Source organism: Methyloceanibacter sp. (genome assembly GCF_049590335.1).
Classification (GTDB): domain Bacteria; phylum Pseudomonadota; class Alphaproteobacteria; order Rhizobiales; family Methyloligellaceae; genus Methyloceanibacter.
The window spans coordinates 1-16,856 of the sequence record NZ_JBAWCQ010000173.1 but is presented as its reverse complement, the minus strand read 5'-3'; the positions used below and the strand labels follow the sequence as shown (position 1 = coordinate 16,856).

17 protein-coding genes and 1 tRNA gene are annotated in these 16,856 nt (G+C 60.5%); 15 read left to right on the top strand and 3 right to left on the bottom strand.

Annotated elements, in window-relative coordinates; all coding sequences use genetic code 11:
* Positions 1-131: 131 nt before the first annotated feature.
* Complete coding sequence (gene gyrA / locus WBQ77_RS12550; protein WP_424060499.1) at positions 132-2,909, top strand: DNA gyrase subunit A; 2,778 nt, start codon at positions 132-134, stop codon at positions 2,907-2,909.
* Here the strand turns inward: gyrA and WBQ77_RS12545 are convergent.
* On the bottom strand, positions 2,906-3,592 hold the full coding sequence (locus tag WBQ77_RS12545) for a Crp/Fnr family transcriptional regulator (protein ID WP_424060498.1): 687 nt from the start codon (positions 3,590-3,592) through the stop codon (positions 2,906-2,908). The two genes, gyrA and WBQ77_RS12545, sit on opposite strands and share 4 nt — an antisense overlap.
* Positions 3,593-3,989: 397 nt before the next feature.
* Between WBQ77_RS12545 and WBQ77_RS12540 the strand changes: the two genes are divergently transcribed.
* The 7 genes from WBQ77_RS12540 (at position 3,990) to tgt (ending at position 9,326) form a co-directional block, all read left to right on the top strand.
* Positions 3,990-4,706 carry an OmpW/AlkL family protein gene (locus WBQ77_RS12540; RefSeq protein ID WP_424060497.1) on the top strand — a complete coding sequence of 239 codons (717 nt, stop codon included), beginning with the start codon at positions 3,990-3,992 and terminating at the stop codon, positions 4,704-4,706.
* A 196-nt stretch (positions 4,707-4,902) separates the two neighbouring features.
* Positions 4,903-5,397 (top strand): pantetheine-phosphate adenylyltransferase, encoded by a 495-nt coding sequence (coaD, locus tag WBQ77_RS12535; protein WP_424044054.1) that lies wholly within the window; start codon positions 4,903-4,905, stop codon positions 5,395-5,397.
* A 30-nt stretch (positions 5,398-5,427) separates the two neighbouring features.
* Entirely contained in the window at positions 5,428-6,072 is a 645-nt protein-coding gene (locus WBQ77_RS12530; protein WP_424044052.1) for a peptidylprolyl isomerase, read from the top strand.
* 48 nt (positions 6,073-6,120) lie between these two features.
* The gene (locus tag WBQ77_RS12525) at positions 6,121-6,588 is read left to right on the top strand and encodes a peptidylprolyl isomerase (RefSeq protein WP_424044050.1); all 468 of its coding nucleotides are present in this window, start codon (positions 6,121-6,123) and stop codon (positions 6,586-6,588) included.
* A 38-nt stretch (positions 6,589-6,626) separates the two neighbouring features.
* Positions 6,627-7,082 (top strand): DMT family transporter, encoded by a 456-nt coding sequence (locus WBQ77_RS12520; protein ID WP_424044049.1) that lies wholly within the window; start codon positions 6,627-6,629, stop codon positions 7,080-7,082.
* A 16-nt stretch (positions 7,083-7,098) separates the two neighbouring features.
* Positions 7,099-8,184: a tRNA preQ1(34) S-adenosylmethionine ribosyltransferase-isomerase QueA gene (gene queA / locus WBQ77_RS12515; protein WP_424060496.1), complete on the top strand. Its 1,086-nt coding sequence runs from the start codon at positions 7,099-7,101 to the stop codon at positions 8,182-8,184.
* Positions 8,181-9,326: a tRNA guanosine(34) transglycosylase Tgt gene (tgt, locus tag WBQ77_RS12510; RefSeq protein WP_424044046.1), complete on the top strand. Its 1,146-nt coding sequence runs from the start codon at positions 8,181-8,183 to the stop codon at positions 9,324-9,326. Before queA ends, tgt begins: the two co-directional genes overlap by 4 nt.
* 3 nt (positions 9,327-9,329) lie before the next feature.
* Here the strand turns inward: tgt and WBQ77_RS12505 are convergent, their stop codons facing one another.
* Positions 9,330-10,283, bottom strand: a complete 954-nt coding sequence (locus WBQ77_RS12505; RefSeq protein ID WP_424060495.1) for a DMT family transporter — start codon at positions 10,281-10,283, stop codon at positions 9,330-9,332.
* Between the two features lie 121 nt (positions 10,284-10,404).
* Between WBQ77_RS12505 and WBQ77_RS12500 the strand changes: the two genes are divergently transcribed.
* The 3 genes from WBQ77_RS12500 (at position 10,405) to WBQ77_RS12490 (ending at position 11,707) form a co-directional block, all read left to right on the top strand.
* Positions 10,405-10,812 carry a diacylglycerol kinase gene (locus tag WBQ77_RS12500; protein WP_424044042.1) on the top strand — a complete coding sequence of 136 codons (408 nt, stop codon included), beginning with the start codon at positions 10,405-10,407 and terminating at the stop codon, positions 10,810-10,812.
* Positions 10,813-11,000: 188 nt separating this feature from the next.
* Complete coding sequence (locus WBQ77_RS12495) at positions 11,001-11,294, top strand: hypothetical protein (RefSeq protein WP_424044040.1); 294 nt, start codon at positions 11,001-11,003, stop codon at positions 11,292-11,294.
* Positions 11,295-11,491: 197 nt separating this feature from the next.
* Complete coding sequence (locus WBQ77_RS12490; protein ID WP_424044039.1) at positions 11,492-11,707, top strand: hypothetical protein; 216 nt, start codon at positions 11,492-11,494, stop codon at positions 11,705-11,707.
* 852 nt (positions 11,708-12,559) lie between these two features.
* Here the strand turns inward: WBQ77_RS12490 and WBQ77_RS12485 are convergent.
* Positions 12,560-12,635: transfer RNA gene (locus WBQ77_RS12485), tRNA-Lys, on the bottom strand.
* Between the two features lie 205 nt (positions 12,636-12,840).
* Here WBQ77_RS12485 and WBQ77_RS12480 point away from each other — a divergent pair.
* The 4 genes from WBQ77_RS12480 to ypfJ all read left to right on the top strand — a co-directional run bounded on the left by WBQ77_RS12480 (position 12,841) and on the right by ypfJ (position 16,503).
* Positions 12,841-13,122, top strand: coding sequence for a DUF3311 domain-containing protein (locus WBQ77_RS12480; RefSeq protein WP_424044037.1), 282 nt, complete (start codon positions 12,841-12,843; stop codon positions 13,120-13,122).
* Entirely contained in the window at positions 13,119-14,657 is a 1,539-nt protein-coding gene (mctP, locus tag WBQ77_RS12475) for a monocarboxylate uptake permease MctP (RefSeq protein WP_424060494.1), read from the top strand. Before WBQ77_RS12480 ends, mctP begins: the two co-directional genes overlap by 4 nt.
* Positions 14,658-14,723: 66 nt before the next feature.
* Positions 14,724-15,068, top strand: a complete 345-nt coding sequence (locus WBQ77_RS12470; RefSeq protein WP_424044033.1) for a hypothetical protein — start codon at positions 14,724-14,726, stop codon at positions 15,066-15,068.
* Between the two features lie 445 nt (positions 15,069-15,513).
* Positions 15,514-16,503, top strand: a complete 990-nt coding sequence (gene ypfJ, locus WBQ77_RS12465; RefSeq protein ID WP_424060493.1) for a KPN_02809 family neutral zinc metallopeptidase — start codon at positions 15,514-15,516, stop codon at positions 16,501-16,503.
* Positions 16,504-16,856: the final 353 nt, after the last annotated feature.

Genomic DNA, 16,856 nt, shown 5'->3' with positions numbered 1-16,856 from the left:
CGGTTGCGGAAACGCCCCTAAATCAGCTATAGAAATAGCTTCCCGAATGCATCTCCGAGACGAGCGCGGCCACAGCATTTGCGCCCCTGGAAAAGCGTTCACCGACCGATTTTTAGAAGGCATTTCCGTCCTTGGCTGACGAAGAAGACTCAGGCGTCGAAGGACCGCCCTCCTCCGACATCAGACCGATCTCGCTCATCGATGAGATGAAGCGTTCCTATCTCGAATACGCCATGAGCGTGATCGTGTCGCGCGCACTGCCGGATGCGCGTGACGGGCTGAAACCCGTCCATCGGCGCATCCTGTATTCGATGCGCGAGAACAACTACACGCCGGACCGTCCGTACAACAAATCGGCACGTGTAACCGGCGATACGATGGGTAAGTACCATCCGCACGGCAACCAAGCGATCTACGACGCGCTGGTGCGGCTGGCGCAGGACTTCTCCATGCGGTTGCCACTTATCGACGGGCAGGGAAATTTCGGCTCCGTCGACGGCGACCCGCCGGCGGCCGAGCGCTACACCGAAGTCCGTCTTGCAAAGCCGGCCATGGCGCTGCTCGACGACCTCGAAAACGATACGGTCGACTATCAGCCCAACTACGATGGGCGCGAGAGAGAGCCGGTCGTTCTGCCGGCCAAGTTCCCCAACCTGCTCGTCAATGGTGCGGGCGGCATCGCGGTCGGCATGGCGACCAATATTCCGCCACACAATCTCGGCGAAGTCTGCGACGCCTGTATCGCCTATCTCGATAATCCGGCCATCGAGATCGATGAACTGATCGAAATCGTTCCGGGTCCGGACTTTCCTACCGGAGGGCTCATCCTTGGCCGTGCGGGTATTCGCTCCGCCTATCACAAGGGACGCGGGTCGGTCATCATGCGCGGCCGAGTTCATGTGGAAGAGGTTCGGAAGGACCGCGAGGCCCTGATCGTCACCGAGATCCCCTATCAGGTGAACAAGGCCTCGATGGTCGAGAAGATTGCCGACCTCGTGCGCGATAAGAAGATCGAGGGCATCGCTGACATTAGAGACGAGAGCGACCGCCAAGGTATGCGCGTCGTCATCGAGTTGAAGCGCGAGGCCATGGCCGACGTCGTGCGCAATCAGCTTTATCGTTTCTCGCCGCTCCAAAGCACGTTCGGCTGCAACATCGTCGCGCTGACCGGCGGACGCCCCGAAGTGCTCAATCTGAAGGACCTGATCCGGGCCTTCACCGACTTCCGGGAAGAGGTCGTCGGACGCCGTATCAAGCACTTGTTGAAGAAAGCGCGCGACCGCACGCATGTGCTGGTGGGTCTGGCCATCGCCGTTGCGAATATCGATGAGGTCATTGCGCTGATCCGCAAGGCGCCGGACCCGGCCACCGCGCGGACGCAATTGATGGAGCGGGATTGGCCGGCCAAGGATGTTGCCCCACTCGTGGAATTGATCGCCGATCCGCGCCACAAAGTCTCGGCGCAAGGCACCTACAAATTGTCCGAGGAGCAGGCCAAGGCGATTTTGGATTTGCGTCTGCAGCGTTTGACGGCACTCGGCCGCGACGAAATTGGTGACGAACTTAAGGGGCTTGGCGAGCAGATCTCGAACTATCTGGAAATTCTCCGCTCCCGTGCGCGGATCGTCGACATCGTCAAAGGCGAGCTGAACGAACTCAAGGACCAGTTCGCCACGCCACGGCGCACCGAGATCACCGAGATGATGGGCGAGGTCGAAGACGAAGACCTCATTCAGCGCGAGGACATGGTCGTGACCGTGTCTCACAAGGGCTACATCAAGCGGGTGCCACTCTCGGCCTATCGGGCGCAACGCCGTGGCGGTAAGGGGCGTGCCGGCATGGCGACGCGCGACGAAGATTTCGTCAGCCGTCTGTTTATAGCCAATACCCATACGCCGGTGCTGTTCTTCTCCTCTCGCGGCATGGTCTACAAGATGAAGGTCTGGCGCCTGCCGCAGGCCGCGCCGCAGGCGCGCGGCAAGGCGTTGATCAATTTGCTGCCGCTTGGCAAGGACGAGATCATCACCACGATCCTGCCTCTACCTGAGGACGAAGCGTCCTGGGAACAGCTCGACGTGATGTTCGCCACCAACGATGGCGGTGTTCGCCGCAACAAGCTGTCCGACTTCATCGAGGTGCGCCAGAACGGCAAAATCGCAATGAAGCTCGAAGAGGGCGATCGCATCGTCGGCGTCGAGGTCTGCAACGAACAGCAAGATGTGCTGCTGACATCTCGGGACGGCCAAGCCATTCGTTTTCCTGTGACCGATGTCCGAGTCTTCAAGGGCCGCATGTCGTCCGGTGTCCGGGGCATCAATCTGGGGAAGGCCGACGAGGTCATCTCCATGGCGATCCTCACTCATGTCGAAGCGGAGGCTGCGGAACGGGCGGCCTATGTACGTCAGGCCAATATGGTGCGCCGGGGCGGTGAGCAAGAATTGGACATCGAGCCGGAGACCGAGGGTGGCGAAGAATTCGTGCTTAGCCCCGAGCGCTACGCCGAACTCAGCGCCTATGAGCAGATGGTGCTGACGATCTCGGAGAACGGTTACGGCAAGCGCTCGAGCGCCTACGAGTACCGCGTGTCGGGCCGTGGCGGGAAGGGTATCATCGGCATGATCGTGAACGAGCGGAACGGTAAGCTGCTCGCTTCGTTCCCGGCCGAGGACAGCGACCAGCTCATGCTGGTGACCGATCGCGGACAGCTTATCCGAGTCCCTGTAGACGGCATTTCCGTGGTGGGACGGTCTACCCAAGGCGTCATCGTTTTCGATACCGCCACCGACGAGCGGGTGGTCTCGGTGGAGCATATTCCCGAGGAAACCGGCAGCGGCGACGAAGACGACGGTGAGGACGGCGATAGCGAAGAGAGCCGCGCGCCCGATCCGGACGGCGGAGAGACTGCTTAGCGTTCAGGGAAATCCGCCGCCGGTGCCGCGCGGCGCGTGGACATCATCGACTGCGATGCCGGCGTCAAGGCGGCCAGGGCCGCCAGATCGCGGACAAAAACGGTGTGACGGTCCGGCTGCGTCAGCAGACCTTCATTGCGCAGCCGCGACATGATCCGGGACAGCGTATCGGCGTTCAGGCCGAGATACTCGGCCACTTCGGTGCGGCTGAGTGGCATCTCGAACACAATGCGTCCCTCCGAGGCCGGAACCCCGATATGGGTGGCCAACTCCATTAAGAATGTAATGAGCCGCTGAGAGCTGTCGAGCTGACCGACCGCTGTGAGGTGGATCGCCTGGCGCGCCGCCTGCCGCGCCACCGCCAGGTCGAAATAGTCCCGCGCAGCGGGGCTTGTGGACAGCAGCCTTGAGAACGTGTCGAACCGGTACCGTAGCACTTCGCCCGATGTAAGGGCGATCAGATGCGCGGCGGATCTGGGCGGGGCAAAGGCGGATCGAAACACATCGCCGGGATAGAGCAGAGTGACTCCCTGGCGAATATTGTCCGCAAGGGTCAGGCGAAACAGAAGCGTCGCCATGCGGACGACGAAGACGGTTTCCTCGCCGCAGAGTGAGAGCGGCAGCGGTTGCCCGTGCCGCGTGTGCACCAGCGTGCCGTGTTCGCCAAGCTCGGGCGGGAACATGTCGGGGCAGTTCGCACTGGGCCCGATGCATCCCCGTGAGAGAGGGTCAAGTTCTTTCAAGCTGTCTGTTGTCAAGTGGATACCCTGCAAAGCAGCCCGACAACTGCCCCTTGTCGACCCACTTATGGCAAAACTCGGCGAATCTGACATTGACGCCGATCAACCGCGCTGCAGCAACGGAGAGCGGCATTGTTCACCGCGGACAAATTATTGACTGTGATCAATAAAAACTGTGTCGCAGCAGCAACAGGTTGGCACGGAGCCGACAATTCCTGACAATGATCAGGGGAGCGGGCTGTTCCAGACCCGCGCAATGCAGTAAACAGTACCAATAAAAGGCAGGAAGAGATTTACTGAACGACGGTGTCCAGGACACTGCAGTTATTGGGGGGACGCAATGAGAAAATTTGTGACTGCGCTAACGGTCGGTGTCGCCCTTACCATTTTGTTCGCTGGTAACCCGCATCAAGCCCTGGCTGGCGATAATCACGGGGACTTCATGATTCGGGGCCTTGTGACAGGTGTGCTGCCCGATGCCGACGCATCGGTGAAGGCAAACGGCACCCGCATTCCCGGTGCTAGCGTCGATGTGAGTGATGAAGTTATCCCGGCTACGACGCTGACGTATTTCTTTACCGATAATTGGGCAGTTGAGCTGTTCTGCTGTTTTGCAAAGCATACCGTCGAAGCGGCCGGCAGTATCGCGTCGGTTGGTGACATCGGAGACACCTGGATCTTTCCGCCGGCTTTGACGGCACAATATCACTTCAATCCAGATGGCACTTTCAAGCCTTACGTGGGTGCTGGCGTCCAGTACATCCATTTCTTCAACGAATCCAGCAAGCTGGGCCCCGGCACAAGCTTCGCACTTGATGATGGTTTCGGCTTCACACTTCAGGGCGGCCTCGACATTGCGGTGGGTGATGGCTGGTATCTCAACGCCGATGTGAAGAAGACCTGGCTCGGTATGGACCACAGGTCGGGTGGCACGGGGATCACCGCCGATGTCGACCTCGATCCCCTAGTGGTTTCCGCAGGGTTCGGCTATCGCTTCAATCTGAGTGACCTGTTGGGCGGCCATGGCAGCGCGACGGCTTACGAAGAATTGAAATAGTCACTCTGCCTAGTATTTCAGACCTCTGAGGGCCTGGTGGCGACACCGGGCCCTTTACTTTGTACGCCGCCAGGCTTGTTGCACGCACCGGCCTTGCCGACACGTCCCCAGCGCGGCTAGAAGTGGCCGCAGAAGGGCTCCGGCGCCAGCACCAGGGAATCTGGGGTGCGCACGGGTAGAGAGGAGCGTGAGCGGCATGCGTGTCGGTTTGTATCCCGGGAGTTTCGATCCCGTCACGTTGGGGCACGTGGATATCGTGCGACACGCGGCCAAGCTCGTCGACCGGCTGGTCATCGCCATCGGCGCGCATCACAGCAAGGGCTCGTTTTTCTCCCCTGACGAACGCGTAGCGCTCGCCCGCGCGGCGCTCGAGCCGGTCGCCGACAAATTGGGGCTCAAGCTCGACGTCACGACCTATCACGGGCTGACGGTCGATGCCGCCAACGCCACAGGGGCCACGGTCGTGTTCCGCGGCCTGCGCGATGCGGGCGATTTCGACTATGAGATGCAGATGGCCGGCATGAATGCCGCACTTGCGCCGGAGATCGAGACAGTTTTCCTTGCCGCATCGCCTGGGACGCGCCATATCGCAGCCAGTCTCGTCCGTCAGATTGCCGCAATGGGCGGCGATGTCTCTCCCTTCGTTCCGGAACCCGTCAACGAGGCTCTGAAACGCAAACTGGCTCCCTGATTTTTCGAGTTCAACCAACGAGGAAATCTCATGATCATCCGGACCGCCGTCCTCTTCGCGGCAACCTTGCTGCTCGCAACTACAATGGCTTTTGCCCCTGCGTCGGCGGCAAGTCTCGGCGACCCATCGTCTCTGAATGCGCGGGCGCCGGATAGCTACAAGGCGAAATTCGAGACCTCAAAAGGAGTCTTCGTCATCCAGGTGACCCGCAGCTGGGCACCAAACGGAGCCGACAGGTTCTACAACCTGGTCAAGAACGGCTTTTTTGATGATGCGCGCTTCTTCCGCGTGATCGACGGTTTTATGGTCCAGTTCGGCATCAGCGGGAACCCGGATGTGTCCGCAGCCTGGACCAACGCCACGATCCCGGACGATCCGGTCCGGGAATCAAACGCCAGAGGCACGGTGACCTTCGCCACGGCCGGCCCGAACACGCGCACGACCCAGGTCTTCATCAATTTTAACAACAACTCCATGCTGAACGGTCAGGGCTTCGCGCCATTCGGCAAGGTCGTCTCCGGCATGAATGTGGTCGATTCTCTTTACAAGGGGTACGGCGAAGGTGCGCCGCGCGGGAACGGTCCCAACCAGGGGCTGCTCAAGTCGCAAGGGAACGCCTATCTCCTGACCCAGTTCCCCAAGCTCGACTACATCAAGAAGGCGACCATCCAATAGCCTGTCGGTCCCCCCAAAACTAATCGCACAGCACAAGGAGCCCAGCACGTGGCCAATCCTGAAGACACACTCATCATTGAGACTAGCAAGGGCAATGTCGTCGTGGAGATGCGCCCCGACCTAGCCCCCAATCACGTCGCCCGTATCAAGGAACTCGCCCGGCAAGGCTTCTATGACGGTGTGCCGTTTCACCGGGTGATCGAAGGGTTCATGGCCCAGACGGGCGATCCGACCGGCACGGGCGCGGGCGGCTCTGGCCAGAAGCTCCAGGCCGAGTTCAATGCGGAACCGCACACCCGCGGTGCCGTGTCGATGGCGCGCGCCCAGTCTCCGGATTCGGGGGATAGCCAGTTCTTCATCTGCTTCGACGATGCCAACTTCCTCGATCGCAAATACACGCTCTGGGGCCGTGTGATCGAAGGCATGGAAAACGTGGATCAGATCAACAAGGGCGAGCCGCCCGCCAATCCGGACAAGATCGTCTCGGTGAAAGTCGTAGCCGACGCCGCTGGATGACCGGTAGCCCGGAAGGCACGCCAAAGGAGAACGCACCCATGTCCACGACAGCGATGACATTGACGCTGATGGCTCTGTTGGCCGGCGGCATGATTGCGATGCAGGGCCCCATCAATGCTGAGGTTGCCACGCGCCTTGGGCATCCGCTTTCGGCCGCGTTGTGGTCGTTTAGTGTGGGCACGGCCATCCTGGCGGTGGTCGTGCTGCTGTTCGCGCGTGGGAGCACGAATCTGGAGGCGCTGCAGTCCATGCCGCTCTATATGCTCATCGGCGGCGGACTACTTGGCGCCATCTATGTGCTGGTCAACCTCATCCTGGCGCCGAAGATCGGCGTTGCCGCGGTCATGGCCTTGGGGATCGCCGGGCAGCTGAGTGCCGCGCTTGTCCTCGACCGGTGCGGTCTCTTCGATCTTGCTCAGCGCGAACTCAGTGTTGGGCGTGTGTCGGGCGTGCTGCTTGTTCTGGCTGGCGCGCTCATGGTTCGAATGCTCTAGTCCTGATGGGGTATCTTTGCGAACAGACCTGTTCGATTTCGATCTTCCTGACGGACTGATCGCGCTGCGTCCGGTTCATCCGCGCGACGCCGCGCGCCTGCTGCTCGTGCGGCCGGGCGAGCCCGATGTGCTGGCCGACAAGGTCATGGCCGATCTGCCCTTGTTGCTGGAGCCTGGCGACGCGCTCGTCTTCAACGACACAAGGGTCATCCCCGCCGCACTGCGCGGTGTGCGAACCCGCGGCTACGCCACCGCGCAGATCTCCGCCACCTTGATCGAAAAAATAGACGATCAGTGCTGGCGTGCTCTGGCAAAGCCGGGGAAACGGCTAGAGCAGGGCGATCGTATCCGGTTCGGAGAGGACGAGGACCGCGGTCGGCAGGTCGGGCTCGAGGCGACCGTCGAGGCTAAGGGGCCGGACGGCGAGGTGACCTTGGCGTTCGATCTTTCGGGCAAGGCGCTTCAGGACGCGATTGATGCCCATGGGTCCATGCCGCTACCGCCCTACATAGCCGCGCGGCGCGCGCCGGACGAGCAGGACCGTACCGATTACCAAACTACCTTTGCCCGTAAGGTGGGGGCCGTCGCGGCGCCGACCGCGGGCTTACATTTCACGCCGAAATTGATCCAGACCCTCGACGAGCTCGGCATCATGGCCCTGTTCGTGACGCTGCATGTGGGCCCCGGCACATTCTTGCCCGTGCGCGCCGAGGACACGGCTGATCATCGCATGCATGCCGAGTATGGCGAGGTCTCTAACGAAACCGCATTAGCGCTGAATGCAATAAAGTCGCGTGGCAACAAGGTCGTTGCCGTCGGAACGACGAGCTTGAGATTGTTGGAAAGCGCGTCAGACGAGTTCGGCACGTTAAAGCCGTTTCGAGGCGAGACAGATATCTTCATCACACCGGGCCATCGCTTCCAGTTCGTCGATCGCTTGCTGACGAACTTTCATTTGCCGCGGTCGACGCTGTTCATGCTGGTCGCCGCGTTTAGCGGTCTTCAGACGATGAAGGAAGCTTACGCACACGCCATCGACGAACACTACCAATTCTATTCCTACGGCGATGCGTGCTTACTCAGTCAGACGGATTTGGCGTGACGGTCCCGTTTTCATTTTCGTTGAAGGCGCGGGACGGATCTGCGCGGTCAGCTGTGATTGAGACGCAGCGCGGCAATATCCGCACGCCCGCCTTCATGCCCGTCGGAACGCAAGCCACCGTCAAAGCCATGTTCACGGAGGATGTGGCGGCCACGGGCGCGGACATCCTTCTCGGAAACACGTATCACCTGATGCTGAGGCCGGGCGCCGAGCGGATCGCTAAGCTCGGCGGACTCCACAGCTTCATGCGTTGGGACAAGCCGATCCTGACCGACAGTGGCGGCTACCAGGTCATGTCGTTGGCCAAGCTCCGCAAGGTCACCGAGGAGGGCGTGACGTTCCGCTCGCATCTGGACGGAAACCGGGTATGCTTGACGCCGAAACGCGCTGTCGAAGTGCAATGTCTGCTCGGGGCCGATATCCAGATGGCGCTCGATGAATGTACGCCGTTTCCGGTCAGCCGCGAGGAGGCGCGCGTTTCGCTCGACCTGTCCATGCGCTGGGCCGAGCGTTCGAAGGCCGCCTTCGAGGGGATGAGCGCCCCTGGACAAGCGTTGTTCGGCATCGTTCAAGGCAGCACCTATCCCGACATGCGGGAGGACTCGGCGAAGACGCTCGTTGGGATCGGCTTTCCCGGCTATGCGGTGGGCGGCCTGGCTGTGGGCGAAGGGCAGAAGACCATGTTCGACACGCTCGACGTGACCGTCCCGTTTCTTCCCGAAGACAAGCCGCGTTACCTGATGGGCGTCGGAACTCCGCTCGATATTCTCGGCGCTGTCGCCCGGGGCGTCGACATGTTCGATTGCGTGATGCCGACGCGCTCGGGCCGTCACGGCCAGGCCTTCACTTGGGGTGGGCGGCTCAATCTCCGCAATGCCCAGTACGCGGAGGATCTCAGTCCGCTCGATCCTGAGAGCGCGTGTCCGGCTGCGCAGTATTCGCGGGCCTATCTCCACCATCTCGTGAAGGCCGGCGAGATGTTGGGCTCCATGCTGGTGAGTTACGCGAATGTGCAGTTCTATCAGGAGCTCATGGCGCGCACCCGTGCCGCCATTGGTGACGGTAGCTTTTCCGCGTTCGCTGAGGACGTGCACCGCCGCTATGCCGGGCCGCAAGGGCTAGGCAACGAGGGCGAGGCATAGGCACTATTGCGGCGGGTCGAACTCCGAGCCCGCAGCGTGTGTTCTGGTTCGTTTCCGTTCCCGCGCTTCGGCTAGCCGCTCGCGTGCCAGCAGATAAAGACCGGCAAGGATGACGATGGCGGCACCGGCCATGGTCCACCATGTGGGGACGTCGCCAAAGACGAGAAACCCGAACGCCGACATCCAGATTAGGCCGAGATAGATATACGGCGCCAGAATACCCGCGGGCGCGAGCCGATGGGCGAGGATGATGATCCAATGGCCGAGCCCGCCCCAGAACCCCAGCGATGCGAACAGCAGCCAGACCCAGCACTGGTCCGGCGATTCCCATTGCATCAACCCGAACGGCGTCATGACCAACACGCCCACGAGCGGCGTATAGGTCTGTGTGACGGCCGGCGGGTCGTAGGCGGCGAGGTAGCGGGTGGCGATGGTGAACAGCGCATAACCCAGCGTCGCGCCCAACGTGAACAGCATGGCCCAGTGGACGTCGCCGATGCCCGGATGCATGACGACAAGCACGCCGATGAAGCCGGCGAAGATCGCCAGCGCGCGGTGCCATCCGACCCACTCTCCAAGCAGGGGGCCTGAGAGCGCAGCGACCAGAAGCGGCATCAGAAAAAAGATCGCGATGTTCTGATCGAGCTGAAGATATTTCAGCGCCACGAAGTTCAGTGCCGTCGTAAGAATCATCAGGCACGAGCGGATAAACTGGATCCAGGGTTTCTCGGACCGTAAGGAGGGCCGCAGCGCGAAGGGCCAAAGGAAGATCGCGCTGAAAACTACGTGCCAGAGAAAGCGCAGCCACACCACCTGGGCGACCGGGACTCCGTGGGTGTCGGTCAGGTACTTGGCGGTGGCATCAAGCGCGGCAATGCAGAGCGTGGCGAGCACCATCAGGCCGATCGCCTTGAGCACTTGGCTCTGCTGGGGGTTCGAGACGAGGCGAGGCGCCATGGTGTTCCGCCGTTAGGCGCCCCTTCTGGCAGCGCTGTGTTTCGGTATGCTCTCTTGCACCATTCCTTGCCAAAGAGCCATTGGCCGATAAAAGAGAGGCCAATGTGGATGGAGGAACCTTGTGGCTGACATACGTGCGATCATCGCCATTGGGCAAAGTGGCCAGCTCGGCCTGAAGGGTGCGATGCCTTGGGAGGGCAACAAGGACCGGGCCTATGTTGCCGATGTCGCCCGATTCTTCGATGTAACGCGGGGTCACGTGGTGATCGCGGGGCCCACGACCATCTCCGCCTTTCCGGAATATGCCTACGAAGACCGCACGATCGTGGAGATCCGCTCGATCCACCACCCCGAGGAAGTTTTTGGCTGGTTCCCGGACCGGGTCGTCTATGTCGGCGGCGGTCCCGTCGTGTGGGACATCTATGCACCCTTCATCCGTCACTGGGACATAAACCGGCTGCCTTATGATGGTGAGGCCGATCGTTGGTTCGACCCCGCCTGGCTGGTGGCGACGGCGGAGGGGGCCTGATCCGCGTCCCGCGATCTCCTCGCACCCAGCCCAAAATCGCCGCCTTTCAAAGATGTCGCAGCCGCGAAAAGATGTTTCCCGGGTTGAGACCGGACGTTAAGACTAGAGAAGAGGACTAGGGGTGTTCTCTTCCAGTTCGGGGCGAACCAGGGGCTCTGATTGCACTGTCGAGGACCGTTTTTAGGGAGATGGTTATAGGCGCCACGGAACCAGGGTTCACCGCAGAGCAGGTCGGCTGGCGGTTCACGCTTGGCGCGATTCTTCTCGTCGGCGCGTATGTGGCCTGGCCAATGATTCCGTTGGTGATGGCCACCGATCTCGACCCCGGTCTCAAAGCCGCGATCTCCGGCGTTTTGGGTGCGACGCCGTTCATGTCGAAATTCCTCGCCATCGCCGTGATGGGCCGGCCGGCCTATTACTTCCTGAAGCGGAAGGTCTATATGCGTCTTCGCCGCCGCTTCGCTGGCTCTCCCGCCGAATAGTCAGCTTGCAGACTGTCTAAAACGCAGAAAATAATAGGTAGAACCAATCAAAAAACTGGTCACGCCATTATCACCTTATTTGCAACTTGATTGGTCGGCACTTGCCATGAAGTTGAGTTCCCCGTGATGGGAAATTAGTATTTTGTTGTGATGCGCGAGGCAATCCTGCCTCAGCACGAATTTAGGAGAGCACCCCCATGAAAAAGACATTGATCCTTGCGACTGCGCTCGCTGCCTTCGCCACACCCGCCCTGGCGATGGGTCCATTCTATGTCATGTTCGACAACGCTGCGAAGAAGTGCGTCATGAGCACCACGGCACCGACCGACACCGCGAAGTTCGCGATGATGGGTTCGTACAAGACCGAGGCCGACGCCAAGATGGCCATGCAGGGCATGACGAAGTGTAAGTAGTCATCCCACGCCGGTTTATTTGAGGACCGGCTATTACTTGGCTGCACAGCCGCTCTCAAGTTCTGAGGGCGGCTGTGTTGCTTTTGCGGCCCGATTCGCGCACCCGGCCTTTGCCCGCGGTCGGCCTGCATCTGCATCACGTAATGTCTGGCACCCCTCACGAAGGGCGGCGCGCAATAAAAAACCCGGCTGGGCAGAGCCAGCCGGGTTTTGGCAATTGCCGGAGAGATAGAGTGTATCGCTATCTCAGCGTCAACGTTGTTTAGCCAAGCTTCAAGGGCTCAACGACAACGGCCTTCTCGTGATGGCCGAAACAGCCGCCGAGGCCGATCGTGGCAGAGATGATGATAGCAGTAGCAATAAGCAGACGCATTGTTTGGTCCCCCGTTTCTTTCTGTCGATTCTGAAATTGACTATATCGCCTTTGGCAGGAAATGCTGTGATGTTTTGGCCACGGTTTGGCGCAAAGTGAAACAAGGTCGCTGGCCCCGAAACCGCTGAAACGAGCCGTTTGCAGTCGATTTCAGGGGCTCGAAACCGCAGCGCCGTTCGCAGAGCCCGCGCCCCAAGGGCAAATACTGCTCTTTCTCGATCCAAGGCACTTTTGCGCGAATCTCTGCGGGATAGACAGCCAGGCACCAAGGCGCCGCTGCCGGTCGTCTACCGGGTCCCGGTCCTGAACATTGGCTAGAGGCGGAACGGCCACAGCATGAGGCCGAGGAGCCAGGCGATAATCTCAAAGGCATTGATAATCTCGACGATCAGATCAGAGGCGAACCACCAAATGACCACGGCCGCGACGCCCACGACCAAAATGACGGCGCATCAAAGCCCCTAAGTTATTGAGTTTGATGGTGAGCGCGCAGGGACTCGAACCCTGGACCCTCTGATTAAAAGTCAGATGCTCTACCGGCTGAGCTACGCGCTCCCACCAAGCTGTTCATATGGAGCGGGAGGCGGGGGGAGGTCAACACGCCATGGGCCTCTTTGCCGGAATCTTTCGCCGCAGGGGATCGAGCCCCCCTGCGAACTATGCGAAATTGGCCTATCCATCGCCCCTCACCATTCAGTATTGTCCCGTCCGAATTCGGAGGTCCAAGCGGCCACGAACAAGAAATCCGGGGGGACGAATCATGACGATCAAGGCAAGGACGGGCAGTCCGTGGCGATACTGGCCGCGGCTCCTGCTGATCGTACCCTTTGCGCTCGTAGGCTGGGTTCCCTTCTACAATCGGATTGAGCCAAGGCTTTTCGGCGTTCCCTTCTTCTACTGGTACCAGCTCGTCGCGATTATTGCAGGCGCTGCGGTCGTCATGTGCGTCTATTACCTCGACCGGCGCCAGACACGGGCGGCAGAGCGGGGACCGTGCGCGGGCGACACGGACGAGGGCGCCGGTCCCGGAGCCCGCCCGTGAATTTCAATCTCACAGCGACCATCGTTTTTGTCGGGCTGTTTCTATTCGTCACCTGGGTCGGTTTTATCGCCGCCCATTGGCGCAAAGCCGATCTCGATCAGCTCCACGAATGGGGCCTGGGCGGGCGCCGCTTCGGCACGATCGTGACCTGGTTTCTGCTGGGGGGTGACCTCTATACGGCCTACACGTTCATCGCGGTGCCGGCACTCGTCTACGGCGTTGGAGCGATGGGTTTCTTCGCCGTGCCCTATACGATCCTGATCTACCCGATCCTGTTCCTGGTGTTTCCGCGGCTATGGGTCATCGCCAAGAGAGAGGGACACGTCACCGCGGCGGACTATATCCGGTTCCGTTTCAACTCGCGGGCTTTGGCGCTTGCAGTTGCCGTCACGGGTCTGGTCGCGACCATGCCCTATATCGCGCTCCAGCTCATCGGTATGGAAGTGGTGATCGGTGCGCTCGGCTTTTCCACCGAAGGCTTCACCGGCCACATTCCGCTCATCATCGCCTTCATCATTCTCGCCGCGTTCACCTATACGAGCGGGTTGCGCGCACCGGCACTCATCGCGGTGGTGAAGGACATGCTAATCTTCATCACGATCTTTGCAGCGATCGTGATTATACCCGCTAAGCTAGGGGGTTACGGGGCCATCTTCGACGCCGTTCCAAAGGCGAAGCTGACCCTGGCACCGCCGATCGGAAACTCCCTCGGCAATTACAGCGCCTATATCACGCTGGCGCTCGGCTCCGCCTGCGCGTTGTTCCTCTATCCGCATTCGATGACGGGAATCTTGAGTGCCTCGAGCGGCCGCGTCATCAGGCGCAATGCCGCAGCACTCTCTGCTTATTCCTTCGTGCTGGGGCTGATCGCGTTGCTGGGGTACATGGCGATCGCGGCCCGCGTCGATCAGAATCCTCTTCATGCGGATGGCTTCGAACGGTACGGCGCGAACTTCGCCGTGCCGGCCCTCTTTCTCGACATGTTCCCAAGCTGGTTCGTTGGCGTAGCGTTTGCCGCAGTTGCCATTGGCGCGCTCGTTCCCGCCGCGATCATGTCCATCGCCTGCGCCAATCTGTTCACGCGCAACCTCTACAAGGAGTATTGGCGTCCGAGCTGCAGCGATGCCGAAGAAGCCCGCGTGGCCAAGATCGTATCGCTCGTGGTGAAGGTCGGCGCCGTGGTCTTCATTCTGGCGATTCCGAAGAGCTATGCCATTCAGCTGCAGCTTCTTGGCGGCATCTGGATCATCCAGCTCCTGCCGCCAATTCTGCTGGGTCTGTTCACACGCGGATTCCATGCGCATGCGCTGTTGTTGGGCTGGGCCGCCGGGACCGCGGTGGGCACCTATATGGCGGCCACGCGCGGGTTCGTGTCATCGATCTATCCGTTGGAAGTTCTGGGCCTCACGGTGCCGGGTTACGCGGCGCTCTATTCGGTCCTTGTGAACTTTCTCGTAGCCGTGGCCTTAAGTCCCGTGCTGGATCGTCTCTGGCCTCAGCGCGAACTGCTCGACCAGCGCTCGAATCGCCGATAGGCTCCTCGTGCCGGCTGTCTCGTCGCCTTCAAGCAAGGGTCGGGGCAGCGATAGGGAGGGATCGTCATGGCACAACACAACCCGCAAACTCGGGCGTACTTGCTCATCGTCATGGTGGCGATTGTGGTCTGCTTTGTTATCGCGTTGTTCGTCCTTGGCGGCGGTGACAGCGAGACACACACCGCGACGGACCAAGAGGGCGAGCACAAGGCGCAATCTTCGGAGCCGGCCCATAAGGAAGACAGGTCCACGGAGGACGCACGATCCGGGGCACAGATGGGTGACGGCGCGGAGGTGACCGACGATCTGTCACCGCCCGACGAGATGATCGACGAACCGCTGCTGGATGGAGCGCCGGCGCCCGAGACGCCGTCAGTGTCGGAGACACCGCCAGCAGCACCGAATCCTTGAGCTAGGCGAGGCTCGAAGCTGGCTAAGAATTGGCGCGGGCTGGGATCGAAACCTGGCTGTATGGGGCTGCAACCCGCAATTGCAGTGCCAATACAGCCCGCTTTCACGATGCCAAAAAGGAGAGCCCCGGCGCGGGGAGTGCCGAGGCTCGTACGCATTACACGGAACGCACTATCGGCCCAGACCGAACTCAACTGGGCATAGGAAGTATGCCGAGTGCCTATGGTAGTTCTATGACTATTCGTTGTCAGTTTATTTAATAGCCACAGAGACTTGCGCCGAGAATCTCAGCCTGTTTGAGGATCCCGGCGAGCCGTGCCACGGCGCGATACTCGGCGCCTTATGAATCCGTTCTCGCGGGCCCAGTCCCGTGCATCTTGTGCCAAGGGGTCCCGCATGCAAAATGCATGTGGCGGTATTGGAAATCCTTCTCGAGGACAGTGACATGCGGTGGCGTGGCCAACGGCAGAGCCGAAATGTGGAAGACCGGCGGGGCAGCGGCCCTGGCGCCTTCAGATTTCCATTTCCCAGAGGCGGCGGGATGCGCTTCCCTTCAAGCGGCAGCGGTGGAAAGAAAGGCGGCGGCATCGGCTTGCTAGGCGTTCTGGTGATCCTAGGCTTGGCTTTGTTCTTTGGCTTTAATCCTGGTTCCCTGATGCAAGGATCTGGACCGAGTGGCGGACGCGGGTCGGGCTTCCCGGACATTCGATTGCCGCAGCAACAGCCGCAAACCACAAATTTTCCGGCACCAAGCCAGCCAGGCCAGATTGGCAAGCCGCAATCGTCCAGCGACGACGACCTCAAGGGTTTTGTGTCCGTGGTGCTCGGCACCACCGAGGACGTTTGGAACAGCGTCTTTGGGCAGTTGGGCGCGCGATACAGGGAGCCGAGTCTTGTTCTATTTGAAGGTTCCGTTCGCTCGGCATGTGGGACCGGCATGGCCGCGATGGGGCCGTTCTACTGCCCCGCGGACGAAAAGGTTTACATCGACCTCGACTTTTATCGTGAGCTGAAGAACCGGTTCCGAGCGCCGGGTGACTTCGCCCAGGCCTATGTCATTGCCCATGAGGTGGGACATCACGTGCAGAAAGTGCTCGGGATCGCCGACAAGGTCGAAGGGGCGAAGCGCCGGATGGGCCGAAAAGGCGGCAACGCCTTGCAGGTCCGCATGGAGTTGCAGGCGGATTGCTTCGCCGGCGTGTGGGCCCATCAGATGCAGGCCGACAAGGGTCTCATTGAGCCAGGCGATATCGACGAGGCGCTTCGAGCGGCCAGCGCTATCGGCGACGATCGCATTCAGCGACAAACCCAAGGGTATGTGGTACCGGACTCATTTACCCATGGTTCTTCGGAGCAACGGGTGCGCTGGTTCCGCCGAGGCTTCCAGAGCGGGCAGCTGCAAGCCTGCGATACGTTCAATACAAATCAATTCTAGACTGCTTTAAATTGCAAATGCACGGCGGCGGTGTGGTGCGGCGGAACCAAATCAAGCTTACGCTGGTTTTGTGAGCAGGGTCAGTCAAGTGCGGTCCGTATCCGGACCCAATATAGAGATAAGCGGGGGGCCAGTTGGGTACATCCTGATGGTTGGTGGCCGCAGCGGGCATCGCTGTGACTGTCGGTGGCGGCCCGATTGCGGTTGCTTCAGACGATGAGGTGGTTCTAGGGACGACAGTGCCATTGACAGGCGCTCACAAGCGCAGCGGCACCGACACGCACAACCGATACGAACTGGCTATTCGCCGGATCAACGAACGGGGTGGCTTCGATGTCGACGGAAAGCGATAT

Bases quoted from the DNA above. Each gene is read 5' to 3' on its own strand.
- WBQ77_RS12545 (WP_424060498.1), bottom strand. From the start codon at position 3,592: ATGTTCCCGCCCGAGCTTGGCGAACACGGCACGCTGGTGCACACGCGG.
- WBQ77_RS12540 (WP_424060497.1), top strand. From the start codon at position 3,990: ATGAGAAAATTTGTGACTGCGCTAACGGTCGGTGTCGCCCTTACCATT.
- coaD (WP_424044054.1), top strand. From the start codon at position 4,903: ATGCGTGTCGGTTTGTATCCCGGGAGTTTCGATCCCGTCACGTTGGGG.
- WBQ77_RS12530 (WP_424044052.1), top strand. From the start codon at position 5,428: ATGATCATCCGGACCGCCGTCCTCTTCGCGGCAACCTTGCTGCTCGCA.
- WBQ77_RS12520 (WP_424044049.1), top strand. From the start codon at position 6,627: ATGTCCACGACAGCGATGACATTGACGCTGATGGCTCTGTTGGCCGGC.
- WBQ77_RS12505 (WP_424060495.1), bottom strand. From the start codon at position 10,283: ATGGCGCCTCGCCTCGTCTCGAACCCCCAGCAGAGCCAAGTGCTCAAG.
- WBQ77_RS12495 (WP_424044040.1), top strand. From the start codon at position 11,001: ATGGTTATAGGCGCCACGGAACCAGGGTTCACCGCAGAGCAGGTCGGC.
- WBQ77_RS12490 (WP_424044039.1), top strand. From the start codon at position 11,492: ATGAAAAAGACATTGATCCTTGCGACTGCGCTCGCTGCCTTCGCCACA.
- WBQ77_RS12480 (WP_424044037.1), top strand. From the start codon at position 12,841: ATGACGATCAAGGCAAGGACGGGCAGTCCGTGGCGATACTGGCCGCGG.
- WBQ77_RS12470 (WP_424044033.1), top strand. From the start codon at position 14,724: ATGGCACAACACAACCCGCAAACTCGGGCGTACTTGCTCATCGTCATG.
- ypfJ (WP_424060493.1), top strand. From the start codon at position 15,514: ATGCGGTGGCGTGGCCAACGGCAGAGCCGAAATGTGGAAGACCGGCGG.